Genomic DNA, 26,480 nt, shown 5'->3' on the forward strand with positions numbered 1-26,480 from the left:
ATTGCTACAAATCAAAAGGTTAAATTTAGCCCTGACGGCCACCAAAATGACAAACGTTAAAATCGCTGTTCACCAGGTAAATTTGTACGATTGTAGCGTAAAAAAAGTGAAAATCGCAGTCTTGCGACAGGATGATTAGTGCGTATGATAACGTCACTGGAGTTGTGCTTAGCCCATTTTTGCCTTTAACCCCAGGAATCCGTACATGCGTATCGAAGAAGATCTGAAGCTAGGTTTTAAAGACGTCCTTATCCGCCCTAAACGCTCTACCCTCAAAAGCCGTTCCGAAGTTGAGCTGGAACGCGAATACACCTTTAAGCATTCTGGTCAGAAATGGTCTGGCGTTCCTATCATTGCAGCGAACATGGACACCGTCGGCACGTTCGCGATGGCAAAAGCCCTGGCGTCCTTTGGTATTCTCACCGCTGTTCACAAACATTACTCTGTTGAAGACTGGAAAGCCTTTGCAGGGAGCGTTTCTGCTGATGTTCTGAAACATGTCATGGTTTCTACCGGCACGTCCGATGCGGATTTCGATAAAACCAAACAGATCCTGAACCTGAATCCAGCGCTGAACTTTGTCTGCATCGACGTGGCAAATGGCTATTCCGAGCACTTCGTCCAGTTCCTGTCCAAAGCGCGTGAAGCCTGGCCGACCAAAACCATTTGCGCAGGCAACGTAGTGACCGGCGAGATGTGTGAAGAGCTGATCCTGGCTGGGGCGGATATCGTTAAAGTCGGCATTGGCCCAGGTTCCGTATGCACCACCCGTGTTAAGACCGGTGTGGGCTATCCGCAGCTTTCTGCCGTTATCGAATGTGCCGATGCGGCGCACGGCCTGGGCGGGCAGATCGTCAGTGATGGCGGATGCACCATGCCAGGCGATGTAGCAAAAGCCTTCGGCGGCGGCGCAGATTTCGTGATGCTGGGCGGGATGCTGGCCGGGCATGAAGAAAGCGGCGGCACCGTCGTGGAAGAGAACGGTGAGAAATTCATGCTGTTCTACGGCATGAGCTCCGAGTCTGCGATGAACCGTCACGTCGGTGGTGTTGCGAAATACCGCGCGGCAGAAGGCAAAACCGTTAAGCTCAAGATGCGTGGCCCGGTCGAAAATACCGCGCGTGATATCCTGGGCGGCCTGCGTTCAGCTTGTACCTATGTCGGGGCATCACGCCTGAAAGAGTTGACCAAACGTACGACCTTTATCCGCGTTCAGGAACAAGAGAACCGCGTGTTCAACAGCCTGTAATGCCGTAAATCGCTGGCGTAATTCTTGCGCCAGCGATTATCCTCCACTGATAGCATCCCCCAAATGAAAGATGGGCAGATACATCGCCACCACCAGCGTCCCGATAATCACTCCCGTCACCAGTAACATCACCGGTTCCAGAATCGTCGCCAGGTTATCGGCCTGCTGATGCGTCTGTTCGCTGTGGTAATGCGCCAGATTCTCTAACATTTTATCCAGTGACCCGGACACTTCACCGGTTCTTACCAGTTGCTTACAGAGCGGTGTAAAAACCGTCTGCTGTGCCATTGCTTGCCAGATAGCGCTGCCTTGCGCGATGGATTCACTCATTTGATGAATCACGCTCCGCCACCACGGGCAGGTCAACGTTTTTTCGACGCTCTCAAGCCCTTGTAGAAAAGGGATCCCGGCGTTCTGGGTTAAGGCGAGCACGGTATAAATTTGGCTCAGCATTCGTCCCCGAATCAGTCCTGATACCATCGGCAATGCCAGCCACAGCTGCGGGCGAAGCATCTGCCAGCGCGGGCTACGTTGCAGAATCGGTCGCAGGATAAACGGCATGATAGTCAGACAGACCAGCAGCGGTAGCCCTCGCTGTACCGCCGAGGACATCGCCATCACCCACCGGGTCAGCACCGGCAGCGGAGTATTAAAGGTGCGATAAATCGCGGCGAACTCCGGCAGCACAAATACACTCATGCCAATCACCACCAGCACTGCGAGCAGTAAGATCATCAGCGGGTAGCGCAGCGCTTTTTTGACTTTTTGGTTCAGCCGCTGCTGCTGCTCCTGTTGCCGCGCCAGATGAGCGCAGCAGTAATCCAGCTTGCCGGTCATTTCTCCGGCCTGGATCATCGCGTGATACAGCGGTGGAAAGGCCTCTGGCCACGCTTGCATGGCGAGGGACAGTGACTGCCCCTGAGCCAGTTGACGGGCGAGATCCTGCATCAGGGCTTGCCACTGCGGAACAGGATGCTGCTCGGCCAGAAGCTGCAAACTTTCCGACAGCGTTAGTCCCGCCTGGAGCAGCGTGGCCAGTTGCTGCATGAGTTCACTGCTGTACTGCGCCCGCCACAGTGAGAGGCGAATCGCCCGGCGTTTGAGCGCCAGCGGATGCACGCCGTCTTCCCGGGCACATTCCAGGGCTGCAAGTTTGTTGTCGACCCAGACGAGGCCCTGCCGGGGATCCCCGTCTTCCGCCAGGCCGCGCCACTGCCAGAGCTGTTTACTCGCCATGCGGCACACCTAACACGCGCAGTAGTTCTTCCACGGTGGTCTGGCCCTGGGCCACGGCTTCGCAGCCATGTTCGAATAGCGTCGTCATACCGGAAGCTCGCGCCAGCTGTTCGACCTCCTCAGGGTTGGCTCCGCTGACTATCGCCTGTTTCAATGAGGGCGTGATCGCGAGAACTTCAAACAGCGCAATGCGTCCGTGATAGCCGTGATAACAGCGGTCACAGCCTTTGGCCCGCCAGTGGGGTAAAACGCCGGGCCATAGGGTGACCGGGAGCGCATCATAATCTCCATCCTGCTCCCGACAATGGGGACATAAGCGGCGGACCAGTCGCTGGGCGATCACCAGCAGCAGTGCCGAAGAAATCATCCAGCGTGCGACGCCCATCTGCTGTAGTCGAATTAACGTCTCAGTGGTGGAGTTGGTATGCAGCGTCGAGAGGACCAGATGCCCGGTCTGTGCAGCCTTAATGGCAATTTCAGCGGTTTCGGTATCGCGAATTTCGCCCACCATGACCACGTCAGGATCTTGACGCAGCATGGCGCGCAATACGTTCTGAAACGTCAGCCCTGCGCGGGTGTTGATCTGCGTCTGATTGATCCCATCGAGCGGGATCTCCACCGGATCTTCCACGCTGCATAAATTAATCTCCGGGCGATTTCGTGCCTGAAGCGCGCTGTATAGGGTGACTGTTTTTCCGCTACCGGTAGGGCCGGTGACCAGCATCAGGCCTTGGGGTTGATTCAGCGCCTGGTGAAACGTCTGCAGCTGCGACGCATTCATGCCTAGTGCCGTGACATCCAGCGCCTGTTTAACCTGATGCAGCAGGCGCAGCACCACCTTTTCACCCCCGCGACAGGGGAGGGTGGCGATACGAAAAGAGACATTGCGCCCGGCAATATCGACGCTAAATTGCCCATCCTGCGGCAGTCGTCGCTCGGCGATGTCCAGATTCCCCAACACTTTGAGCCGGGCTATCAACGGCCCACTGAGCGTTGGCGAAAAATCGGGCAGCGGGTGCAGGACACCGTCAACCCGCAGACGGACGCGCAGTACCGCGTCGCCTGGTTCAAAATGAATGTCGGATGCTCGCTGCTGTAATGCCTGCTGAAAGGTCTGATTCAGCAGTTCCACAACGTTGCCTGTATCAACATGGGCGGCGGGCAGATGCGTATCTTGTGAGGTATGCCGATGCTGGTCCATTCGAGGCTGATCCCAGCATTCAATATCAATGCGTTTTTGTGTCATAAAACGCAGCGAATCCATTAACTCTTTCGGCGGTGCGCCGACAATGGCGATACTGATAACCTGTTCGTCATTGCTGAGCAGCACCGCATGGTGGCGTCGGCAGAGTGTCGTTAACCGGGGATTGTTCATCATTGCGCCCTCAGGATGCATCAAAGCGGAACACGTCTTCACAGGCCTGTTTTAGCGCACTGTCGTTGGCGATGGTGCAGGTGCGCTGCCAGCCGGTGATTCCGTTTTGTGTATCCCACGCGGGTTTCAGTGTGACGCTAAGCCCGGTGAGGCTTTCCTGGCCGGTCAGCGTCACGGAGCCTTGTACGACCTCCATGCCTGACACATAGCGGCTGGTCGTCGGGGAGGGAATGCCATTACTGCCGCCGTCACATTCGGTCGTACCGCCATGATCGAGAGCGCACAGTTCTATCGCGGTGCGATAGGGCATGAAGGTTTGCAGCATGTCGGTCAACGCCGCTTTACGCAGGTAGTTTTGATACGCCGGAACGCCGATGGCGCTGAGAATGGCAATAATGCCAATCACCACCATTAGCTCGATCAGGGTGAATCCGTATTGTTTATCCATAAGTCGCTCCTTGTTTGACGGGAGCACTTTGGCAGCAGGCGTGGCGGCTGGCGAAGGGGAATAATGAAATCGGGAAGGGAGCTTCCTGTCTTTCGCGCGATTTGCAGTCGCGTTGCAGCGTGCTGCGAAGGGGATCGTAAATCCCCTTCACGGCATGTGTTATTTAAAGCGCATCGACAGGTCAAGGGCCTGTACATGTTTGGTGAGCGCCCCAACGGAAATGAAGTCCACTCCGGTTTCGGCAAATTCACGAATAGTATCGAAGGTCACATTACCAGACACTTCCAGCCGCGCCTGACCCTGGGTGATGTTCACCGCTTCACGCATCAGCGGCGCGTCGAAATTATCGAGCATGATGATGTCAGCCCCGGCTTTGAGGGCCGCCTGTAACTCTTCAAGGTTTTCGACTTCAACTTCAACCGGCACATCCGGGTGCATCCAGAAGGCTTTTTCTACCGCCTGGCGAACGGAGCCGGATGCGATGATGTGGTTTTCTTTAATCAAAAACGCGTCCGACAGGCCCAGACGATGGTTCGCGCCGCCGCCGCACAGCACCGCATATTTCAGCGCGGTGCGCAGGCCGGGCAGGGTTTTGCGGGTGTCGAGCAGCTGGGTTTTTGTACCTTCAAGCAAATCGACGTAGCGACGCACAACGCTTGCCACGCCGGACAGCGTCTGCACAAAATTCAATGCGGTGCGCTCGCCAGTTAACAGCACGCGCGACGGGCCGTGAAGTTCAAACAGCGGCTGATTCTCAGTAAGCAAATCGCCATCTGCCACATGCCAGGTGAGAGTGACGTCATCTCCGGCGAGCTGGATAAAGACTTCTTCCACCCAGCGTTTACCACAAAACACGCCTGCTTCACGGGTGATCACCACGGCGTGGGAATGTGAATCTTCAGGTAGCAACTGGGCGGTAATGTCATTTCCGGCGTTCACTTCGCCGCCTAAATCTTCACGTAGCGCATGGGCTACAGCAGCAGGTATATCGAGGTTAATACGTTCCAGCAATGCGTCACGACGTTGCTCAGGATTGTAGCGGCGAGGCGGCATGATAAAACTCCAAATGGTAAGGAATCATAAGTTATAAACATGCTACTCTGAACCGGATTTTTGCACCATAGAATAGAATGAGGAGCGTCCGAATGCAGTTACACGGTGGCTGGCTGGATAATGCCCGACGGGTTCCGTCGCCGCATCACGATTGCCGCCCGGATGATGAAGCACCCACGTTGCTGGTGGTGCATAATATCAGTTTACCGCCCGGCGAATTTGGCGGCCCGTGGATCGATGCATTATTCACTGGAACAATCGATCCGGATGCTCATCCTTTTTTTGCTGAAATTGCGCATTTGCGCGTGTCGGCCCACTGCCTGATCCGCCGTGATGGCGAAATTGTGCAGTACGTTCCGTTCGATAAACGCGCCTGGCACGCGGGCGTGTCGCGCTATAAAGGGCGTGAAAAATGCAACGACTTCTCGATTGGTATTGAACTGGAAGGCACCGATACGCTGGCCTATACCGATGCGCAATATCAACAGCTTGCGGCGTTAACCCGTCTGCTGATGACGGCCTACCCGGCGCTCGCCAACAACATGGCCGGTCATAACGATATCGCGCCCGAACGTAAAACCGATCCCGGCCCGGCTTTTGACTGGCCGCGCTTCCGCGCTCTGGTGAGCCATCCGTCAGATAAGGAGATAACATGACGCTGTTTACCACGTTACTGGTGCTGATTGCTGAGCGCTTGTTCAAGCTGGGCGAACACTGGCAACTCGATCACCGGCTGGAGGTCCTGTTCCGCCGCATCAAAAATTACTCCTTTTCTCTCACCCTGCTGATGACCCTCGTTGCGATGGTGATTGTGTATCTGATCCAACGAGTGTTGTTTGGCGTGCTGTTTAATGTGCCGCTGCTGGTGGTGTGGATCCTGATTGGCCTGCTGTGCATCGGGGCGGGTAAAGTGCGTTTGCACTATCATGCGTATTTGAAAGCCGCGTCGCGAAACGACGCCCATGCCCGTGATGCGATGGCCAGCGAGCTAACGTTAATCCACGGCGTGCCGCCCGGCTGCGACGAGCGCGAGTACCTGCGCGAACTGCAAAACGCGCTGCTGTGGATTAACTATCGTTACTATCTCGCACCGCTGTTCTGGTTCGTGGTCGGTGGCCCATTTGGGCCTGCCACACTGATGGGCTATGCGTTCCTGCGTGCATGGCAGAGCTGGCTGGCGCGTTATCAGACCCCGCGGGATCGTCAGCAATCGGGTGTGGATGCCATTCTTCACGTGCTCGACTGGGTGCCAGTGCGTCTGGTTGGCGTGGTGTATGCGCTGATTGGCCACGGTGAAAAGGCGCTGCCCGCCTGGTTTGCCTCGCTTGGCGATCGTCACTCTTCGCAGTATCAGGTGCTGACTCAACTGGCTCAGTTCTCACTGGCCCGCGAGCCGCATGTTGATAAGGTTGAAACGCCGAAAACAGCAGTATCGATGGCGAAAAAGGCGTCGTACGCGGTGGTGGTCATTATGGCGCTACTGACGATTTACGGCACGCTAGTTTAAGCCTGTGAATCTGTAGAGGGGATGCCAAAGTCTGGCATCCCTTTTTTATTTAAGGCTTAACGCTCTGCCGGGTATTAACGATTGTCGTCAGGATCATATTTAAGAGGGATCGTAGAGGTGACTTTATTTCCATCCGCCTCACATATTGATAACCTCTCAGGTGTCGCCCCGCTGGGGAGTTTCCTTACGCTATGGTCATAAAAGCAAACATAAGCATTCGAGCGGTACAGTTCATGGTGTTTGGTATCACCTTCGCCGTAGCAGTACCTTCCCGCAGGGGTCTCTGAGCCTGAGTCATCTTCAGCAAGGCACGCCCAGTTAGTTGTGCGACGTAACCCCGACAGGCGGGTATGAATTGCTTCAACATCCCGAATATCAAATTGTTCTGGCAAAAAAGTTTGTGAGGGGATAGTAAAAGCATAAGGCCTGTTTGAACGAATCATTCCCCATGATATTGATGGTGAATAATATGGGTAGACGGGATCTCGGGAATCAGTCTGGCGATATAATGAGAAAACAGTATTCTCCGGATTGCTTTCATTACGACGATAGGTAAAAGTCACAATCCGTCGATCCATTTCATCATTCACTGCATCGCCACCGCTTCTCAAGATCAGTGCTTCAACATGGATTAAATCCAGATGGCGATGAGGGAAGTACATAATTCTCTCTTGTCTTTCACCATAGGCTGAATCGGCGGTCACATCTCGCCTGGGCTTGCCTAAAGTCGGCCTGCCGATCGCGGGAAAGAGTACGGTATCAACACGTAATCTGTTGCCATATTGGCGATAAAGATCTGCGTAGCGCGTGTAATCAGAATCATTAGCCCAGTAGCTACACGATGGTGTGTATTCTTCTACTGTTACTGATTCGTGGCAGGTTGTGACTGCTATATTATTTACGGGCTGGTCGGCTGCCTTCCCATAAATAAAGGGGTTTGTTTTGGCATCATTGAGTGAAAGTACATCTGCGCCATCATTGTCCTCACTAAGCGCATCTTCAGCTGGTTGTCGTGGGTTATATCCTTTTAGTGCGAAATCACTGTTATAATAATCTGCATAATTACTGTCGTCATAACCCTCAGAAACAACATACATAATATTCACCGCGATATTGGCACCATCCTCCACTTCCCATTCCCCGTCTTCCTTGCGGCCAAAAAAGTCAGAAATGGGCATTGCGAGTGGCATATCCATTGGATCGAGTGCATTTCCATTGTTATTGTTGCTTTGATTAAATTTAAATGTTCCTCCTTTGGGAGAACTAGCGGAAGCATCAACAATAAAAGAGAGTGAAATTGATGCCAATAATATATTAATTAATGCCTTAATATTCATGATGCCTCAGTAAGCAATGAAATCGGGATGCATTTAATATTTTGAGTGTGGCAGAAAGTATGTTTTCCCGTCATCGCCAAATCAAGTATGCAGAATGATTACGGATATTATTTTATTAATAAGTTGAATAATGGGGTTCAGTGTGTTAGGCGGTATTAATGCGGGTATAAGTAAGGGGTTTCATTCAGGTAATTATAATAGATCTCATAAGATGTGATTTTAAGAAAAGGAGAGGCATTTCTGCCTCTCAATCAACGTCGGCTACCGGACGACAATCAAATTAGATATCTACCGCAAAACGCGAGAAAACGCCTGTGCCTGGGAGGGACGAATGTTGATTCGCGGCGGCAAAAACGCCTACTTTAGCCCCCACCCATTTGCCTTTTCCAGCAGCAAAATAGGGCGTGACGGCCTGCCAGTCCTTGGCATTATCGCTGTAGCTGAAATAACACAGGCCGCCTGATTTAACCTCTACTCTAAGCCATAGCGGTGCGTTGGACGGCCAGTCGGCAATGTCACGCTGTTGCTGATGTAGCCTGCCGGTATCACTCATCCACGCAGCGATCAGCACGATTTTACGTTGTCCTTTGCACTGAGAAAGCGCAAGCGTTGCATAGCGTTCTCCATACACAATCAGTCCGCTGAGTTCACCCTCATGCTGAAAACCCGCGCTTAAAACGGTGGTGACGCAGAATTCACGCGCCGGGAATTTTTGCAACAGCAGGTTTGGCTGGCTATAGAGCGCCAGTTCGCCCTGATATTCGCGCATTGGCTGGCAGGTCAGCGCCAGGGCGTTGAGCGTCGGTTGTAGCCAATCTGCCTTTGGCTGGGCCTGCCACTGCCATTGTCGTCCGGGATATCCACGGGCGAAATCATCGCTGGTTTGTGGATTAAGATAGCCCTGAGGATGTTGCGCCACCGAGGGCAACGGGTATTCAATCACTGGTTGCCCGGGAGCATCTGTTGCTTGCTGCTTGCCGATAAACGGCCAGTCGTCCGTCTGCCAGTGCATCGGTTGTAGGTGGACAATGCGCCCGTAGAGGTCGGCATCCTGAAAATGTATGAACCAGCATTCGCCGTTTTCCAGTTCAACAAAGCCGCCTTGATGAGGGCCGTTAACATGGGTTTCGCCCTGTTGCAAAACGATGCGCGCCTCCCATGGCCCCTGCACGCTTCTGGCCCGCAGTACCGACTGCCAGCCGGTTTCCACCCCTCCTGCTGGTGCAAAGATGTAATACCACCCGTTGCGTTTGTAGAACTTCGGCCCTTCAAGGGTGGGGTTGTCCAGTGCACCATCGTAAATAATTTGCCCGTCATCAAGCAGAGAGCGGCCATCAGGCGACATTTCCATCAGCTGCAACTGATGTTTTCTGCCGGTGCGGCTATGGGCGAAAGCATGAACCAGCCAGGCGCGGCCATCGTCGTCCCACAGCGGACAAGGGTCTATCCAGCCTTTCGCCAATTTGACGCAGTGGGGGGCACTCCATTCTGCATGGGGGTCGGTCGTGCAGGACATAAAGATGCCTTCATCAGGCGTACTGAAAAAGACCCAAAATTTACCGTCGTGATGGCGAATCGACGGCGCCCAAACGCCTTTTCCAGGCTGCATGGTGTCGTAGGTCGCATCGTTAAAGGTGGAAAAGACGTGATTAATAATGGTCCAGTTGACTAAATCCCGTGAGTGCAAAATAGGCAGTGCGGGAAAATGATTAAAGCTGGAGGCCACCATATAGAAATCATCACCTGCACGCACAATGTCAGGGTCAGAATAATCGGCATGCAGAATCGGATTTTTATAGTATCCGGGGCGTGCAGTGTGATTAGGCATGATGATTCTCTCCGGTGGTGGTCATTGGCTCGGTGATATTTTTCACCATTACAGGGGATTCGCTAATCGGGCTGGTAGCATTTGCCTGCTGACGCAGCGCCAGTTCACGCTGTATTTTGCTCATCATCTGATCGTCAAGGGTATAAAAACGGCTTAACCAGTACAGGATGAAATAGGAAATGGACGGTCCAATGGTTAATAAGCTAATTATCCCAGTGGTGGCGAGTGTTGTTTGGGTTGGTACACCCGCCTGATAACCAAACCAGCCGAGAGAAAAACCGACAAATGCACCGGCTACGGCCATCCCCATTTTTAAAGCAAATAAGTTACCGGAAAAAGAGAGGCCAGTAATACGGCGCCCAAATTTCCATTCGCCGTAATCAGCGGCGTTGGCCATCATATTCCATTTAAAAGGCTGATACATTTGATGGAAAAAACCGACCAGGAAATAGAATGGGAAAACAACTGCCAGCCAGGTGGGCGGGACAAAGAACATCACGACGCCGATGATGACCAGGAGTAAGTTAATATTTTTGAACAGTGATACCGCCCGATAGCGCTGTGCTAAATAACCCGCGGCGATACTGCCGATAATGGTCCCGATGACGCTGGTGGAAACAAACGCTGATTTCATTGCCGTTCCGGCTGCGCTTTCAACGCCTCCCAACATCAGATAGGTGGCATAGTACAGCGTCGCTGCGCTACGCATCACACCCGCCATGCTGGAAAAGAACGTGATGATCGCCACGATTCGCCACTGATCGTTGGCGAGTAAAATACGCAGATCGCCCATCATACTGTTGTTGCTTTCACTGGTCGGACGGACACGTTCTGACGTTGTGAAGAAGCAGAAAAATAACATGATCACGGCCAGGGTTCCCATAATCGCCATCGTGGCCTGGAAGCCAAACTGTTTATTTTCTTTTCCGAGCCAGTCGACTAAAAATAAAGTCGCCACCGAGACCACCAGACCTGCAAGGGAAGAAATGGTGAAGCGATAGGATTGCGCGGATAAACGATCTTTTTCATCAGCTGTAATCACCCCGCCAAGTGCACAGTAAGGGATATTGATAAAGGTGTAGCACAGCATTAATAACGTATAGGTGATATAGGCATAGAGTAATTTACCTGATGCGCCAAAGTCTGGCGTTGTGAAGGTTAATACCGCCAATACCGCGTAAGGAATGGCGAACCAAATCAACCATGGCCGAAAATGACCCCAGCGCGTACGTACCCGATCCGCGACCAATCCCGTTAACGGATCGGTAATGGCGTCGAGAATACGGGTCACCAGAAACATTACCCCGACGGCTGCTGCCGAGAGTCCATAAATATCGGTATAAAAATATGTTAAGAACATAGTAACCGAAGAATAAACGATGCCACATGCGGCATCGCCCATACCGAAGCCAATTTTTTCGGCAACGGATAATTTCCTGAGTGTTGTCATTGTTCTCTCCAGGCATGAGTGTGTATTTTTTACTCTATGGACTGGGGGTTTATTTGACTATTGAGATATTTGCTCTGATGGTTATGTTTTTTGTCAATTGAGAAAGTTGTCACATAACAATAAATAATTGGTCTGACAAAAAAAGAGGGCTATTACACCAAAAAAACGCTCCTGAAGAGTCAGGAGCGTCGGTCACTGTTTTACAGTGAATCCGCATGCGGGACGCCGAAGTCAGGCATCCCGTTTTCATGCCAGTGGATGAGCTTCAACCGGGTATGGCGGTTAGGGTCATACAGCGGGTCGCCTTCGATTTCGGTGTAGTTTCTGGCGTGATAGACCAGCACATCCTGGCCGTCTGGCGTTTGGGTAAAGCTGTTATGGCCCGGGCCGTATTGCCGATTTTCATAGCTGGTGGTGAACACCGGCTGCGGTGATTTATGCCAGTTGCTGGCCTGCATCGGGTCGGCGTCGAGATCAATCCATAACAGGCCCATGCAGTAGTTCTCATCGGTGGCGCTGGCAGAATAGCTGACGAACAGGCGGTTGCCGTGGACAATCACCGCCGGGCCTTCGTTCACCAGAAAGCCCCGACACTCCCAGTCAAATTCGGGTTTACTGAGCATCACCGGCAGGCCTTTCAGCGTCCATGGATTTTCCAGCTCCGCCAGATACAGATTGGAATTTCCGGCAATATCCGGCGCCTTTTGCGCCCACAGATACCACTGCTTTCCCTGATGCATGAATGTGGTTGCGTCGAGCGCGAAGGTATCAAACGGCGTTTTCACCTGGCCTCTTTCCTGCCACGCACCGGTCAGCGGGTCGGCATCGTCACAGGTCAGCGCGAACATCCGATGCTGGAACATCCCCAATTCATCAAGGTCATGGGTGTGCGTGGCGGCAAAATAGATGACCCAGGTGCCGTCAATGCAGTGCAGTTCCGGCGCCCAAATTAGCTGGCTCATCGGGCCGCTATCGGGTTTACGCCAGACCACTACCGGTTCAGCAGTGCGTAAACCGGCGATGTCAGCGGCGCGGCGGATTTCCAGTCGGTCATATTCCGGTACTGAGGCGATGAAGTAATACGCCCCCTCGTGATGCAGAATAAACGGGTCCGCACGCTGCTCGATAAACGGGTTAGGCCAATTGTTCATTGTGGTTTCCTCACCAGCTCTGCCTGTTGTTGATATTCACTCAGTTCGCGATAGTTCTGACGACGTTTTTCCAGATCGGCCTGGATCTGTTTCATTAATTCCCGATCCACTTTCAGCAGGCGAACGACCCCGGCGGTAATCAGATAACCGACGCCAGGGATGACGCTGAACAGCAGCACGATCCCGTTGAGCGCATCCGGGCCTTGTGCTTTCGCGCCCGCATCATAACCATACCAGGAGAGCAGGAACCCGACCATCGCCCCGGCGACCGCCAGCCCGACTTTCAGGAAGAACAGGTTGCCGGAGAAGCTGATGCCGGTGATGCGTTTACCTGTTTTCCATTCGCCATAGTCGTCCACATCGGCCATCAGCGACCAGTGCAGCGGGGAAGGGATCTGATGCAGGATGTTGAGCAGGAAATAGAGCACCATGATCATCATCGTGGCGTGCGGATCGAAGAAGTAGAAGGCGCAGGAGAAAATCGCCAGCGCGATGTTGGTCCAGAAGAACACCTGCAGTTTGCACCAGCGGTCGGTCAATACCTTCGCTAACATACTGCCGATCATCATCCCGACCACGCCGAGGCTGATAAACAGCGTGGCGAAATGGGTGCTCTGTTGCATTACCCAGGTAACGTAGTACATGGTCGCCGCCATGCGGATAAAGCCCGGGCAGACATTGCACAGGGTCAGCAGCAGGATGCGCACCCACTGATCGTTTTTCCACACGTCTTTAAGATCACGCTTGAGTTCATCGTTGGTTTGCACCGCCGGACGCACGCGTTCACGCACGGTGGCAAAGCAGAACAGGAACATACACATGCCGATAAACGCCAGCACGGTCATCGCCATTTGATAGCCTTTGGCTTTGTTCTCGCCGCCAAACCAGTCGGCCATCGGCAGTAAGGTCAGCGACAGCAACAGGGTGGCAATGCCGACCATCACGAAGCGATAGGACTGACACGCCACGCGCTCTTTCGGATCGTTGGTGATAACGCTCCCGAGCGAGCAGTAAGGAATGTTGATCGCCGTATAGGTTATCGACAGCAGGAAATAGGTCACGAAGGCATAGATAACCTTGCTACTGTAGCTCCATTCCGGAGTGGTGAACATCAGCACGCTGAACAGCGCGTAGGGGAAGGCAATCCACAGCAGCCAGGGCCGAAAACGACCATATTTACTGCGGGTACGGTCCGCCATTGCCCCCATTATCGGGTCCGTCACCGCGTCGATGACGCGAATGGAGAGCAGTAACACCCCAACCAGCGCCGGGGCTAAACCGAAAATATCCGTATAAAAATAGTTAACAAACAACATGATAGCGCCGAAGATGATGTTGCATCCCGCGTCGCCCATTCCGTAGCCGATCTTTTCTTTTACCGATAATTTGTTGTTGTCCATCGACACTTCTCCGCAATGAGATATGCAGATGATTATTCGCAGGCTTTTGAAAAAATGCGTAGCAGGAATACGGTGATGATATGGATAAATCAGCTATGGAGGGGAAAGTGTGAAGCAGGTAACATGCTGCTGTAGCGGTTTTCAGCCGCTACAGCATGTGGATAATCAGCGTAGTGAGAGAGGATGAGATTACGCGCGAACGGCTTTCGCCCCTCTCTGTTTAACCAGATAGCCAATACCCAGAATCACAATCCACACTGGGATCAGATATACGGAGATGGCCATGCCCGGTGTCATCAGCATGATGACCAGTACGGCGGCAACGGTAAACAGGCAAATCCAGTTCCCCAGCGGATAGAACAGGGCAGGGAAGCGAGTGCTCACGCCCTGCTGCTGCTTCGCCCGACGGAACTTCATGTGCGCCAGGCTAATCATCGCCCAGTTGATGACCAGCGCAGAAACCACCAGCGCCATCAGCAGACCGAAGGCCGATTCCGGTGCCAGGTAGTTGATCAGCACGCACAGCGCGGTGAACACCGCAGACACCAGAATGGTGTTAACCGGTACACCACGTTTGTCGACTTTAGTCAGCGCTTTCGGGGCATTGCCCTGCTGGGCCAGGCCGAACAGCATCCGGCTGTTGCAGTATACGCAGCTGTTATAGACCGACAGCGCGGCAGTCAGCACCACTACATTCAGCGCGTTCGCAACGAAGGTGTCACCCAGTTCGTGGAAAATCAGCACGAACGGGCTGGTGTCAGAGGTGACGCGAGTCCACGGCAGCAGTGACAGCAGGACGGCCAGCGAGCCTACATAGAAAATCAGGATACGGTAGATAACCTGATTGGTGGCTTTCGGGATGCTCTTCTGCGGGTCATCGGCTTCGGCAGCGGTAATACCGACCAGCTCAAGGCCGCCAAAGGAGAACATGATGATCGCCATCATCATCACCAGCCCCTGGATACCATGCGGCAGGAAGCCACCCTGTTCCCACAGGTTGCGCACGGTTGCCTGTGGGCCACCGTTGCCGCTAAACAGCAGCCAGCCGCCGAACAGGATCATCGCGACTACCGCGACAACTTTGATGATGGCAAACCAGAACTCCATCTCCCCGAACACTTTCACGTTGGTCAGGTTGATGAGGTTGATCGCCACAAAGAACACCGCTGCCGATGCCCAGGTCGGGATTTCAGGCCACCAGAACTGGATGTATTTCCCGACTGCCGTCAGTTCAGCCATCGCCACCAGGACATACAGTACCCAGTAGTTCCAGCCGGACGCGAAACCGGCAAAGTTGCCCCAGTATTTGTAGGCAAAGTGGCTAAAGGAACCTGCGACCGGCTCTTCAACGACCATTTCACCTAACTGACGCATAATCAGAAAGGCCACGAACCCTGCTATCGCGTAACCGAGAATGATCCCCGGCCCTGCGGATTGAATAACGGAGGCGCTGCCCAGAAACAGGCCCGTTCCGATAGCTCCACCCAGCGCAATCAGCTGAATGTGGCGGTTTTTCAGGCCGCGCTTCAGCTGTTCGCCTTGCTGTTGACCTTCCATTATGAAACCTCGTGAGTGATTAATTTTTCTACGCTTTTTAAGAGCCCAATGGGTTCTCAGCGTGTGTCATTATGAACTTCCATATCCTGTACATTATTTTTTACAGAGCGGACGGCTGAAAGTTGCGTGTGAGTCTTCCGCAGCTGGAAGAATAGTGGTAAGTGCAGCCGAATGCACCTGCTTTGTGCAGGGATGCTGACGAGTTGCATAAAAAGAAAGCAACTGTAAATGCAGAGGCGCGAAACTTTTTCGTTTCGCGCAGGTTAAATCTCCCTCTTTGTGGGTAAACGCAAAATATGTTCTAAGTTGCAGTTCTGAAACATGCCTTCTGTAAGGTTGTTAAAATGTGCCCGGTTTACTGATTTCAATCAAAACCTGTATGGACAGAAGGTGAATACTTTGTTACTTTACCGTCACGAACTATGAATTGGTAAGACCAATTGACTCCGGGTAAATGGCTTGAGACAGGGAACCATGGCCTACAGCAAAATCCGCCAACCAAAATTATCCGATGTGATTGAGCAGCAGCTGGAGTTTTTGATTCTTGAGGGGACGCTGCGCCCCGGTGAAAAACTTCCACCTGAACGCGAGCTGGCTAAACAGTTCGACGTTTCTCGTCCCTCTCTGCGTGAGGCGATCCAACGTCTCGAAGCGAAGGGCCTACTGCTTCGTCGCCAGGGCGGCGGTACCTTTGTGCAAAGTAGCCTTTGGCAGAGCTTCAGCGATCCGCTGGTAGAATTGCTCTCCGACCACCCTGAATCCCAGTTTGACCTGCTGGAAACACGCCACGCGTTGGAAGGCATTGCCGCGTACTATGCTGCATTACGCAGTAACGAAGAAGACCGTACGCGCATTCGCGAACTGCACCGGGCGATTGAAATCGCACAGCAGTCTGGCGATCTCGATGCCGAATCCAGCGCTGTCGTCCAGTATCAAATTGCCGTCACCGAAGCCGCCCATAATGTGGTCTTACTCCATCTGCTACGCTGCATGGAACCTATGCTTGCGCAGAACGTTCGACAGAACTTTGAATTGCTGTACGCCCGTCGGGAAATGCTTCCGCTGGTCAGCAGCCATCGCACCCGAGTTTTCGAGGCGATAATGGCCAGAGAGCCGGAGCAGGCGCGTGAAGCGTCGCACCGTCACCTGGCCTTCATTGAGGAAATCTTGCTGGACCGCAGCCGTGAGCAAAGTCGTCGAGACCGTTCGCTACGCCGCCTACAGCAAAGAAAGGACTAGCAACACCTATTTTTAAGCGCCAGTTTTTAGAGCGCGGCAACTAAACGCAGAACCTGTCTTATTGCGCTTTTCGTTGCCCAAAATAGTTCGGGATGTATCGCGGCGGCAAGTGCGCGAATCCTCAGGAACATAGCAATCTATGCGACTGGGGTGAGGAAGCGCAGCCAACACAGAGACAACCCGAAATATGCAGGGCAGAAAGCGCAATGGGACAGGTTCCAGACTAATCAACGAATAGATAAGGAATACCCCCCATGTCAGACCGTTTACAAAATGACGTGGATCCGATCGAAACTCGCGACTGGCTACAGGCGATCGAATCGGTCATCCGTGAAGAAGGTGTTGAGCGTGCTCAGTATCTTATTGATCAACTGCTTTCCGAAGCCCGCAAAGGCGGTGTGAACGTGGCAGCTGGTGCCGGGGCAAGCAATTATGTGAACACGATTGCCGTTGAAGATGAACCGGAATACCCGGGCAATCTGGATCTGGAACGTCGCATTCGTTCTGCTATCCGCTGGAACGCGATCATGACCGTTCTGCGCGCGTCCAAGAAAGACCTGGAACTGGGTGGCCACATGTCCTCCTTCCAGTCTTCTGCGACCATTTATGAAGTGTGCTACAACCACTTCTTCCGTGCGCGCAATGACAAAGACGGCGGCGACCTGGTGTACTTCCAGGGCCACATCTCTCCGGGCGTTTACGCACGTGCCTTCCTTGAAGGTCGTCTGACCGAAGAGCAGATGAACAACTTCCGTCAGGAAGTTCACGGCAACGGTCTGTCCTCATACCCGCACCCGAAACTGATGCCAGAATTCTGGCAGTTCCCGACCGTTTCCATGGGTCTGGGCCCAATCGGTGCTATCTACCAGGCTAAATTCCTGAAATATCTGGAACACCGTGGCCTGAAAGACACCTCTCAGCAGACCGTTTACGCCTTCCTGGGCGACGGTGAGATGGATGAGCCAGAATCCAAAGGTGCAATCACCATCGCGACCCGCGACAAACTGGACAACCTGTGCTTCATCATCAACTGTAACCTGCAGCGCCTTGATGGCCCGGTCACCGGTAACGGCAAAATCGTTAACGAACTGGAAGGCATCTTCAGCGGTGCTGGCTGGAACGTGGTGAAAGTCATGTGGGGCGGTCGTTGGGATGAGCTGCTGCGTAAAGACACCAGCGGTAAGCTGATTCAGCTGATGAACGAAACCGTTGATGGCGATTACCAGACCTTCAAATCCAAAAACGGCGCGTATGTGCGTGAGCACTTCTTCGGTAAATATCCGGAGACCGCTGCCCTGGTTGCCGACTGGACTGACGATCAGATCTGGGCCCTGAACCGTGGTGGTCACGATCCGAAGAAAGTCTACGCTGCACTGAAAAACGCGCAGGACACCAAAGGCAAAGCGACCGTTATCCTGGCTCATACCGTTAAAGGTTATGGCATGGGCGAAACTGCCGAAGGCAAAAACATCGCTCACCAGGTGAAGAAAATGAACATGGACGGTGTTCGCTACGTCCGCGATCGTTTCAACGTGCCGGTATCCGATGCTGACATCGAAAAACTGCCGTACGTTACCTTCCCTGAAGGTTCTGAAGAACACACCTATCTGCACGCTCAGCGTCAGAAGCTGCACGGCTACCTGCCGAGCCGCCAGGTGAACTTCACCGAGAAACTGGAAATGCCTGCGCTGGCTGATTTCTCTCAGCTGCTCGAAGAGCAGAACAAAGAGATCTCCACCACCATCGCTTTCGTGCGTGCCCTGAACGTGATGCTGAAGAACCCGTCTATCAAAGACCGTCTGGTTCCAATCCTCGCCGATGAAGCGCGTACCTTCGGTATGGAAGGTCTGTTCCGTCAGATTGGTATCTACAGCTCCAACGGCCAGCAGTACACCCCGCAGGACCGTGAGCAGGTAGCGTATTACAAAGAAGATGAGAAAGGTCAGATCCTGCAGGAAGGTATCAACGAACTGGGTGCTGGCGCATCCTGGCTGGCTGCTGCGACCTCTTACAGCACCAACAACCTGCCAATGATCCCGTTCTACATCTACTACTCGATGTTCGGCTTCCAGCGTATCGGCGATCTGTGCTGGCAGGCTGGCGATCAGCAGGCTCGCGGCTTCCTGGTCGGCGGTACCTCCGGTCGTACGACGCTGAACGGCGAAGGTCTGCAGCACGAAGATGGTCACAGCCATATTCAGTCTCTGACTATCCCGAACTGTATCTCTTACGACCCGTCTTACGCGTACGAAGTTGCTGTCATCATGCATGACGGTCTGGTTCGCATGTACGGTGAGAAACAAGAGAACGTGTTCTACTACATCACCACCCTGAACGAAAACTACCACATGCCGGCGATGCCGGAAGGTGCTGAGGAAGGTATCCGTAAAGGTATCTACAAACTCGAAACCGTTGAAGGTAGCAAAGGTAAAGTTCAGCTGCTGGGCTCCGGTTCTATCCTGCGTCACGTTCGTGAAGCAGCGCAGATCCTGGCGAAAGATTACGGCGTGGGCTCTGACGTGTACTCCGTCACCTCCTTCACCGAACTGGCCCGTGACGGTCAGGACTGTGAGCGCTGGAACATGTTGCACCCGATGGAAACGCCACGCGTTCCGTACATCGCTCAGGTGATGAACGACGCGCCGGCAGTGGCATCGACTGACTATATGAAACTGTTTGCTGAACAGGTTCGTACTTATGTACCGGCTGATGATTACCGCGTACTGGGTACTGACGGCTTTGGTCGCTCTGACAGCCGTGAAAACCTGCGTCACCACTTCGAAGTTGATGCTTCTTATGTGGTGGTTGCAGCCCTGGGCGAACTGGCTAAACGTGGCGAAATCGACAAGAAAGTGGTGGCGGAAGCAATCACCAAGTTCAACATCGATGCAGATAAAGTTAACCCGCGTCTGGCGTAAGAGGTAAAAGAAGAATGGCTATCGAAATCAATGTGCCGGACATCGGGGCTGATGAAGTTGAAATCACCGAGATCCTGGTCAAAGTTGGCGACAAAGTTGAAGCAGAACAGTCGCTGATCACCGTAGAAGGCGACAAAGCCTCTATGGAAGTTCCGTCTCCACAGGCTGGCATCGTTAAAGAGATCAAAGTCTCTGTCGGTGACAAAACCGAGACCGGTAAACTTATCATGATTTTCGATTCTGCCGACGGTGCAGCAGCTGCACCTGCTCAGGCAGAAGAGAAGAAAGAAGCGGCACCTGCTGCTGCCCCAGCTGCGGCTGCGGCGAAAGATGTTAACGTACCGGATATCGGCGGCGACGAAGTTGAAGTTACCGAAATCATGGTCAAAGTGGGCGACACCGTTGCCGCTGAACAGTCGCTGATCACCGTTGAAGGCGACAAAGCCTCGATGGAAGTTCCGGCTCCGTTCGCGGGCGTTGTGAAAGAGATCAAAATCAACACCGGCGACAAAGTGTCTACCGGTTCCCTGATTATGGTCTTCGAAGTGGCGGGTGAAGCACCGGCTGCTGCACCTGCTCAGGCCGCTGCTCCAGCCGCCGCTGCGGCTCCGGCTGCAACCGGCGCGAAAGACGTTAACGTACCGGACATCGGCGGTGACGAAGTTGAAGTGACCGAAGTGATGGTGAAAGTGGGCGACAAAGTTGCCGCTGAGCAGTCACTGATAACCGTTGAAGGTGACAAGGCTTCAATGGAAGTTCCGGCTCCGTTCGCAGGTACCGTAAAAGAAATCAAAATCAGCACCGGCGACAAAGTGTCTACGGGTTCTCTGATCATGGTCTTCGAAGTTGAAGGCGCAGCCCCTGCTGCGGCTCCGGCGGCTGCACCCGCTGCTGCGGCTCCAGCTCAGGCAAAAGCGGCTCCGGCTGCAGCCCCTGCGGCGAAAGCGGAAGGCAAATCTGAGTTCGCTGAAAACGACGCTTACATCCACGCGACTCCGCTGATCCGCCGCCTGGCGCGCGAATTCGGCGTGAACCTGGCGAAAGTGAAAGGCACCGGTCGTAAAGGCCGTATCCTGCGCGAAGACGTTCAGGCCTACGTGAAAGACGCCGTCAAACGCGCAGAGTCTGCACCTGCCGCTGCCACAGGTGGTGGTCTGCCGGGCATGCTGCCATGGCCGAAAGTTGACTTCAGCAAGTTTGGTGAAATCGAAGAAGTGGAAATGGGCCGCATCCAGAAAATCTCTGGTGCTAACCTGAGCCGTAACTGGGTGATGATCCCGCACGTTACGCACTTCGACAAAACAGATATCACCGATCTGGAAGCGTTCCGCAAACAGCAGAACGAAGAAGCCGCTAAGCGCAAACTGGACGTGAAATTCACCCCAGTGGTCTTCATTATGAAAGCCGTTGCAACCGCGCTGGAGCAGATGCCTCGCTTCAACAGCTCCCTGTCTGAAGACGGTCAGAAGCTGACGCTGAAGAAATACATCAACATCGGTGTGGCGGTTGATACCCCGAATGGTCTGGTTGTTCCAGTCTTTAAAGACGTGAACAAGAAGAGCATCACCGAACTGTCTCGCGAGCTGATGGCTATCTCTAAGAAAGCCCGTGATGGCAAGCTGACCGCTGGCGAAATGCAGGGCGGCTGCTTCACCATCTCCAGCCTGGGCGGCATCGGGACAACTCACTTCGCGCCTATCGTTAACGCGCCGGAAGTGGCTATCCTCGGTGTGTCCAAGTCGGCGATGGAGCCGGTGTGGAATGGTAAAGAGTTCGTTCCGCGTCTGATGATGCCGATGTCTCTCTCCTTCGACCACCGTGTGATCGACGGCGCTGATGGTGCTCGCTTCATTACCATCATCAACAACACCCTGGCTGACATTCGCCGCCTGGTGATGTAAGCGAAAAAGCCGGCCAATCGGCCGGCTTTTTTCTGGTAATCTCATTGCGCACCATGAGGTTATCGCTGCAAAAGACAAATCGTTTGCCGTTTGTTGTTTCAAAATTGTTAACAATTTTGTAAAATACGGGCGGATAGAACGTCCCGGTGGCAATGGGCGTTAAAGACCAGGGACCGCCGGAAATAAATTACAGAGGTCATGATGAGTACTGAAATCAAAACTCAGGTCGTGGTACTTGGGGCAGGCCCGGCAGGTTATTCCGCTGCCTTCCGTTGCGCTGATTTAGGTCTGGAAACCGTCATCGTCGAGCGTTACAGCACCCTCGGTGGTGTTTGTCTGAACGTCGGCTGTATCCCTTCTAAAGCACTGCTGCACGTTGCGAAAGTTATCGAAGAAGCCAAAGCGCTGGCTGAACACGGTATCGTCTTCGGTGAGCCGAAAACCGATATCGACAAGATTCGTACCTGGAAAGAAAAAGTAATCACCCAACTGACCGGCGGCCTCGCTGGTATGGCCAAAGGCCGTAAAGTGAAAGTGGTCAACGGTCTGGGTAAATTCACCGGTGCTAACACGCTGGAAGTGGAAGGCGAAAACGGCAAAACCGTAATCAACTTCGACAACGCGATCATCGCGGCGGGTTCCCGTCCGATCGAACTGCCGTTCATTCCGCATGAAGATCCGCGCGTATGGGATTCCACCGACGCTCTGGAACTGAAAACCGTACCGAAACGCCTGCTGGTCATGGGTGGCGGTATCATCGGTCTGGAAATGGGTACCGTGTACCATTCGCTGGGTTCAGAGATTGACGTGGTTGAAATGTTCGACCAGGTTATCCCGGCTGCCGATAAAGACGTGGTTAAAGTCTTCACCAAGCGCATCAGCAAGAAATTCAACCTGATGCTGGAAACCAAAGTGACTGCCGTTGAAGCGAAAGAAGACGGTATTTACGTTTCCATGGAAGGCAAAAAAGCCCCTGCTGAAGCGCAGCGTTACGACGCGGTGCTGGTGGCTATCGGTCGTGTGCCGAACGGTAAAAACCTCGACGCAGGCAAAGCAGGCGTGGAAGTCGACGACCGTGGTTTCATCCGCGTTGACAAGCAGCTGCGCACTAACGTGCCGCACATCTTTGCTATCGGCGATATCGTCGGTCAGCCAATGCTGGCACACAAAGGTGTTCACGAAGGTCACGTAGCCGCGGAAGTTATCGCCGGCATGAAGCACTACTTCGATCCGAAAGTGATCCCATCCATCGCGTACACTGAGCCAGAAGTTGCCTGGGTTGGTCTGACCGAGAAAGAAGCGAAAGAGAAAGGCATCAGCTACGAAACCGCCACCTTCCCGTGGGCTGCTTCTGGCCGTGCTATCGCTTCCGATTGCGCAGACGGTATGACCAAACTGATTTTCGACAAAGAAACTCACCGTGTTATTGGTGGTGCGATTGTCGGCACCAACGGCGGCGAGCTGCTGGGTGAAATCGGTCTGGCTATCGAAATGGGCTGTGATGCAGAAGACATCGCGCTGACCATCCATGCTCACCCGACTCTGCATGAGTCAGTGGGTCTGGCGGCAGAAGTGTTCGAAGGTAGCATCACCGACCTGCCGAACCCGAAAGCGAAAAAGAAATAAGTTTTCTGAATGTAAGAAGCGGCCTTAGGGCCGCTTTTTTTATGTCTGTAAAAAACCAGTCAGGACAAGGTTTGGAGCTAACTTGTTTATTTAAAAACATTTCTACGTAAACATCTGTGCACATCTATTCGTTATCATGAGTATAATAACTAGGTAAACTTATAGGGTGAAAACTATAAATGAGGTGCAGCATGAAAACTTTTCTGACTACCGCAATCCTGGCAACGACGCTGTTTTCTGGTCTGGCATTGGCCGACGATCCGGTTATCCCGTGGGCGGATAACAGCGGTGGAACTGAAACCACGCACATCGCGGCCATGGGCGAGAACCTGAATGCGCAGCATCAGGCTATCTCTAAAACTCAGGAAGGCGTTTGGGCCGCCAACTCCGGCAGCATTAAAGCTGATGAAGGCGCACTGTCCAGCACTCGACCTGCCGTTGTCGCACAGCCAGGCCTGATGCCGCATCAGGGCTAAGCTGTAGTCGGGTCAGCACAGCGCCACCCGACACAAATATGACAGTAGGTCGGGTCAGCGCAGCGCCACCCGACACAAATATGACAGTAGGTCGGGTCAGCACAGCGCCACCCGACACAAATATGGCAGTAGGTCGGGTCAGCGTAGCGCCACCCGACACAAACAGAGCTTAGCGTTTAACGTTATCCAGTGCCGCTTGCGCACAAGCTTCGTCCAGGTTGCCACCCGGCGCACCGCCGATACCGATAGCCCCGATCACCTCATTCCCGTCTTTTACCGGTAATCCCCCGGCCAGCAATAACAGGCCCGGGATATCACGTAAATTCTGCGCACCCGCGTTGTTCTGCGCCGCCTCCATCACTTTGCCACTGGCATTTTTCATACTCAGGGCTGTAAAGGCTTTCATTTCGCTGGCCTTCACGGTGTGCGGCCCGGCGTTATCGGTACGCTGAACGGCTTTGATCACACCCGCGCGGTCGACCACGGTTACCGTTACCTGATAGTTGTTCGCGGTGCAGGATTTGATGGCTTCCTGCGCCAGGCTATTGGCCTCGGCCAGCGAGATGTTTTTCTGGCTCAGTGATTCGGCCTGGGCGGCAGTGGTCGCGAACCCGGCAAGCAATGCAGCGGTAATGATGAATTTGTTCATGGCGTTGTTCCTCGTTGTTGTTGGTCATTATCCTAACAACGTGGAACAGCCAACGTAATTCGGAGGAATACGCAGCGATCCTGGTAATTATACGTAGTGCAGCTTGTCGTATTCGCGGATCGCCTGCACCAGACTGCTGACGCCGAGTTTGTTAAAAATGGCCGCCCGGTGCGCCTCGACGGTTCGCGTCGACAGGGCCAGACGCACCGCCACCTCTTTGTTGCTGGCCCCGGTGATCAGTTCGTGCAGCACATCCGTTTCGCGAGCGGTTAGTTGGGCGAAAAGCTGTTTGGCCTGGATATGTTCCTGCCAGGCGTGCGAGCGGGTTTCGCTTTCGGCAAAGGCTAAATGTACCGTTTCGATTAGCCGGTCCGCATCCAGCGGTTTGGTGAAAAATTCAAAAACGCCGTGATGAAATGCCCGACGGCAGGCGTCGATAGAGCCGTGACCGGTCATCATCACCACTGGCAGCAGCGGATGTGAGGCACTGTTCTGCTCAAGCCAGGTCAGCCCGCTGCTACCCGGCATCCGCATATCCAGCAGCAGACATCCCGTCAACATCCTGTCGGGTGTGCAGGCCGTACTAAAGGCATCGATCGAGTCGAAACTCTGTGTCGTCCAACCCAGGGTGGAGAACAGAAAAGAGAGCGACTCCCGAATTGAGGCATCGTCATCGACGATAAAAATATGCTTTTCCATCGAGTGCTATTTCTCTCTTATTAGCCACAAACTAATTTGTGCCCCGCCACCCGGGGCGTTCGCCAGCTCAAGGCTACCGTTCATACGGGTCATGAGTGATTCGCTCAGCGTCAGGCCGAGGCCTAATCCGCCAAGGCGTTCGCTGAACAGCGGCATCAGGGCGAGCTTCAGGGCTTCAGGGCTCAAGCCGGGGCCACCATCGGAAATCGTCACTTTCACCCGGTAGCCTGCCGCTTCACTGGCAATGTGTACCCAGCCCTGTGGACTGTCCGCCTGAGCCTGAATCGCGTTGTTTAACAAATTATGCAGCACCTGCTCCAGCCACAGCCTGTCGGCCTGTACGTACAGCGCGCTGAAATCGTGGGTAATGTAAATCTGTTTTGAGCCTGGCTCACGTTCCAGCAAATTGCCCACCCGCTGCCAGCTATCGGCCAGATTGACGCGGGTCATCGTGACTTCCTCCTGAACCAGATGGGCGCGAAAACGGGTCAACAGGTCGTTAATCCGCTGCGTCTGGGTCAGGGCCGAGCGCATGGCGTGTTGTGCCTCGTCAATACGTCCTTGATCCAACTGACGGATCCCGCCCTGGATCCACATCTGTGTAGCGGTCAGCGGTTGGTTAATTTCATGGACCACGCCCGCCGCCATTTCCCCCAGGGTGTTCAATCGAGCGTGTTGATAATAGTCCGCCCGCTGGCGATCGCTGCGCTGCTGTTTACGTCCCCACAGCAGCAGCATCGTCATGCTGATGATAAAAGCCCATCCGGCGACCAGCAGCACATGAGGTAATAGTGCCACCCTGAACCAGTGAGGCGTGGCGCTGGCCTGCAAAATAAACGGCTGAAAATGTTGTGGGAACTGTCGGGTCCAGTGCCAGCGATACGACCCGGGCGTCGGATTTTCCGTCAGGCTCAGGCGAATATCAGCGAAGTGCGCATCCGGGTGAAGCTGAGGGGCCAGATTGACCTGCACCCGAATCTGGCGATAGGGGTTATACAACCAGTAGCTCGTGGCAGAGAGCGGTTCGACGCGAGGCGCATCCAGCGCTCTGCCAGTGGTCTTTTCCAGAGACTGAATTTGCGGGAACTTTTGCCGTAGCAACGCCAGGTCTTCATCACCGTTGAGGATGGGGATGACCGATTCATTCTGGGTCAGAGCGGTACTGATGGTACTGAACAGCGCGGTGAATGCCCGATCATATTGCCAGTATTGGCGACGAATCTGTTCCGCGTATAGCAGAGCGCTGCACACCAGGCAGGCGGCCAGCCAGAGAAGCATGCCCCGGGCGATATAAGCGCGTTGAGTTGTCATCTGCATCCAAAAGTCCCGCGGTTAAATGTGATGATAAGTACCACAGAGAACAGGGGCTCGTCAGCAGGAA

The 26,480-nt window shown here is 53.7% G+C and carries 21 protein-coding genes; 8 read left to right on the top strand and 13 right to left on the bottom strand.

Features of this window, described 5'->3' with window-relative positions; all coding sequences use genetic code 11:
• The first annotated feature begins 205 nt into the window (after positions 1-205).
• Complete coding sequence (locus SIK69_RS01525; RefSeq protein WP_319628172.1) at positions 206-1,249, top strand: GMP reductase; 1,044 nt, start codon at positions 206-208, stop codon at positions 1,247-1,249.
• A 36-nt stretch (positions 1,250-1,285) separates the two neighbouring features.
• Here the strand turns inward: SIK69_RS01525 and hofC are convergent, their stop codons facing one another.
• The 4 genes from hofC to nadC all read right to left on the bottom strand — a co-directional run bounded on the left by hofC (position 1,286) and on the right by nadC (position 5,361).
• Positions 1,286-2,485, bottom strand: coding sequence for a protein transport protein HofC (gene hofC / locus SIK69_RS01530; RefSeq protein WP_319785238.1), 1,200 nt, complete (start codon positions 2,483-2,485; stop codon positions 1,286-1,288).
• On the bottom strand, positions 2,475-3,860 hold the full coding sequence (gspE, locus tag SIK69_RS01535) for a type II secretion system protein GspE (protein WP_319785286.1): 1,386 nt from the start codon (positions 3,858-3,860) through the stop codon (positions 2,475-2,477). The genes hofC and gspE overlap by 11 nt, the downstream gene beginning before the upstream one ends.
• Positions 3,861-3,870: 10 nt before the next feature.
• Positions 3,871-4,308 carry a prepilin peptidase-dependent pilin gene (gene ppdD / locus SIK69_RS01540; protein WP_319628170.1) on the bottom strand — a complete coding sequence of 146 codons (438 nt, stop codon included), beginning with the start codon at positions 4,306-4,308 and terminating at the stop codon, positions 3,871-3,873.
• Positions 4,309-4,467: 159 nt separating this feature from the next.
• Positions 4,468-5,361 (bottom strand): carboxylating nicotinate-nucleotide diphosphorylase, encoded by an 894-nt coding sequence (gene nadC, locus SIK69_RS01545; protein ID WP_319628169.1) that lies wholly within the window; start codon positions 5,359-5,361, stop codon positions 4,468-4,470.
• 92 nt (positions 5,362-5,453) lie between these two features.
• Here nadC and ampD point away from each other — a divergent pair, with 92 nt between their 5' ends.
• Both ampD and ampE read left to right on the top strand, forming a co-directional pair.
• Positions 5,454-6,017 carry a 1,6-anhydro-N-acetylmuramyl-L-alanine amidase AmpD gene (gene ampD, locus SIK69_RS01550; protein ID WP_319628168.1) on the top strand — a complete coding sequence of 188 codons (564 nt, stop codon included), beginning with the start codon at positions 5,454-5,456 and terminating at the stop codon, positions 6,015-6,017.
• Positions 6,014-6,868, top strand: coding sequence for a beta-lactamase regulator AmpE (gene ampE / locus SIK69_RS01555; RefSeq protein ID WP_319785239.1), 855 nt, complete (start codon positions 6,014-6,016; stop codon positions 6,866-6,868). Before ampD ends, ampE begins: the two co-directional genes overlap by 4 nt.
• A gap of 74 nt (positions 6,869-6,942) precedes the next feature.
• Here ampE and SIK69_RS01560 read toward each other — a convergent pair whose 3' ends face one another.
• The 6 genes from SIK69_RS01560 to aroP all read right to left on the bottom strand — a co-directional run bounded on the left by SIK69_RS01560 (position 6,943) and on the right by aroP (position 15,591).
• Positions 6,943-8,205, bottom strand: coding sequence for a hypothetical protein (locus SIK69_RS01560; protein WP_319785240.1), 1,263 nt, complete (start codon positions 8,203-8,205; stop codon positions 6,943-6,945).
• A 280-nt stretch (positions 8,206-8,485) separates the two neighbouring features.
• Positions 8,486-10,033, bottom strand: coding sequence for a glycoside hydrolase family 43 protein (locus SIK69_RS01565; protein WP_319785241.1), 1,548 nt, complete (start codon positions 10,031-10,033; stop codon positions 8,486-8,488).
• Positions 10,026-11,483 (bottom strand): glycoside-pentoside-hexuronide (GPH):cation symporter, encoded by a 1,458-nt coding sequence (locus SIK69_RS01570; RefSeq protein ID WP_319785242.1) that lies wholly within the window; start codon positions 11,481-11,483, stop codon positions 10,026-10,028. Before SIK69_RS01570 ends, SIK69_RS01565 begins: the two co-directional genes overlap by 8 nt.
• A 200-nt stretch (positions 11,484-11,683) precedes the next feature.
• The gene (locus SIK69_RS01575; RefSeq protein WP_319785243.1) at positions 11,684-12,634 is read right to left on the bottom strand and encodes a glycoside hydrolase family 43 protein; all 951 of its coding nucleotides are present in this window, start codon (positions 12,632-12,634) and stop codon (positions 11,684-11,686) included.
• The gene (locus SIK69_RS01580; RefSeq protein ID WP_319785244.1) at positions 12,631-14,034 is read right to left on the bottom strand and encodes a glycoside-pentoside-hexuronide (GPH):cation symporter; all 1,404 of its coding nucleotides are present in this window, start codon (positions 14,032-14,034) and stop codon (positions 12,631-12,633) included. The genes SIK69_RS01575 and SIK69_RS01580 overlap by 4 nt, the downstream gene beginning before the upstream one ends.
• A gap of 189 nt (positions 14,035-14,223) precedes the next feature.
• Positions 14,224-15,591, bottom strand: a complete 1,368-nt coding sequence (aroP, locus tag SIK69_RS01585) for an aromatic amino acid transporter AroP (RefSeq protein WP_319628161.1) — start codon at positions 15,589-15,591, stop codon at positions 14,224-14,226.
• 474 nt (positions 15,592-16,065) lie between these two features.
• Between aroP and pdhR the strand changes: the two genes are divergently transcribed.
• The 5 genes from pdhR (at position 16,066) to SIK69_RS01610 (ending at position 23,751) form a co-directional block, all read left to right on the top strand.
• Positions 16,066-16,830 (top strand): pyruvate dehydrogenase complex transcriptional repressor PdhR, encoded by a 765-nt coding sequence (gene pdhR, locus SIK69_RS01590; protein ID WP_319628160.1) that lies wholly within the window; start codon positions 16,066-16,068, stop codon positions 16,828-16,830.
• A gap of 254 nt (positions 16,831-17,084) precedes the next feature.
• Positions 17,085-19,748: a pyruvate dehydrogenase (acetyl-transferring), homodimeric type gene (gene aceE, locus SIK69_RS01595; RefSeq protein ID WP_319628159.1), complete on the top strand. Its 2,664-nt coding sequence runs from the start codon at positions 17,085-17,087 to the stop codon at positions 19,746-19,748.
• Positions 19,749-19,762: 14 nt separating this feature from the next.
• Positions 19,763-21,649: a pyruvate dehydrogenase complex dihydrolipoyllysine-residue acetyltransferase gene (aceF, locus tag SIK69_RS01600; RefSeq protein ID WP_319628158.1), complete on the top strand. Its 1,887-nt coding sequence runs from the start codon at positions 19,763-19,765 to the stop codon at positions 21,647-21,649.
• 201 nt (positions 21,650-21,850) lie between these two features.
• The gene (gene lpdA / locus SIK69_RS01605) at positions 21,851-23,275 is read left to right on the top strand and encodes a dihydrolipoyl dehydrogenase (protein ID WP_110510792.1); all 1,425 of its coding nucleotides are present in this window, start codon (positions 21,851-21,853) and stop codon (positions 23,273-23,275) included.
• A gap of 191 nt (positions 23,276-23,466) precedes the next feature.
• Complete coding sequence (locus SIK69_RS01610) at positions 23,467-23,751, top strand: hypothetical protein (RefSeq protein ID WP_319628157.1); 285 nt, start codon at positions 23,467-23,469, stop codon at positions 23,749-23,751.
• Between the two features lie 169 nt (positions 23,752-23,920).
• Here SIK69_RS01610 and SIK69_RS01615 read toward each other — a convergent pair whose 3' ends face one another.
• The 3 genes from SIK69_RS01615 to SIK69_RS01625 all read right to left on the bottom strand — a co-directional run bounded on the left by SIK69_RS01615 (position 23,921) and on the right by SIK69_RS01625 (position 26,416).
• Positions 23,921-24,400 carry a GlcG/HbpS family heme-binding protein gene (locus SIK69_RS01615; RefSeq protein WP_319628156.1) on the bottom strand — a complete coding sequence of 160 codons (480 nt, stop codon included), beginning with the start codon at positions 24,398-24,400 and terminating at the stop codon, positions 23,921-23,923.
• A gap of 87 nt (positions 24,401-24,487) precedes the next feature.
• Entirely contained in the window at positions 24,488-25,099 is a 612-nt protein-coding gene (locus SIK69_RS01620; RefSeq protein WP_319628155.1) for a response regulator transcription factor, read from the bottom strand.
• A gap of 6 nt (positions 25,100-25,105) precedes the next feature.
• Positions 25,106-26,416 carry a sensor histidine kinase gene (locus SIK69_RS01625; RefSeq protein ID WP_319785245.1) on the bottom strand — a complete coding sequence of 437 codons (1,311 nt, stop codon included), beginning with the start codon at positions 26,414-26,416 and terminating at the stop codon, positions 25,106-25,108.
• Between the last annotated feature and the right edge of the window lie 64 nt (positions 26,417-26,480).

Source organism: Scandinavium lactucae (genome assembly GCF_033843265.1).
Lineage (GTDB): Bacteria > Pseudomonadota > Gammaproteobacteria > Enterobacterales > Enterobacteriaceae > Scandinavium > Scandinavium lactucae.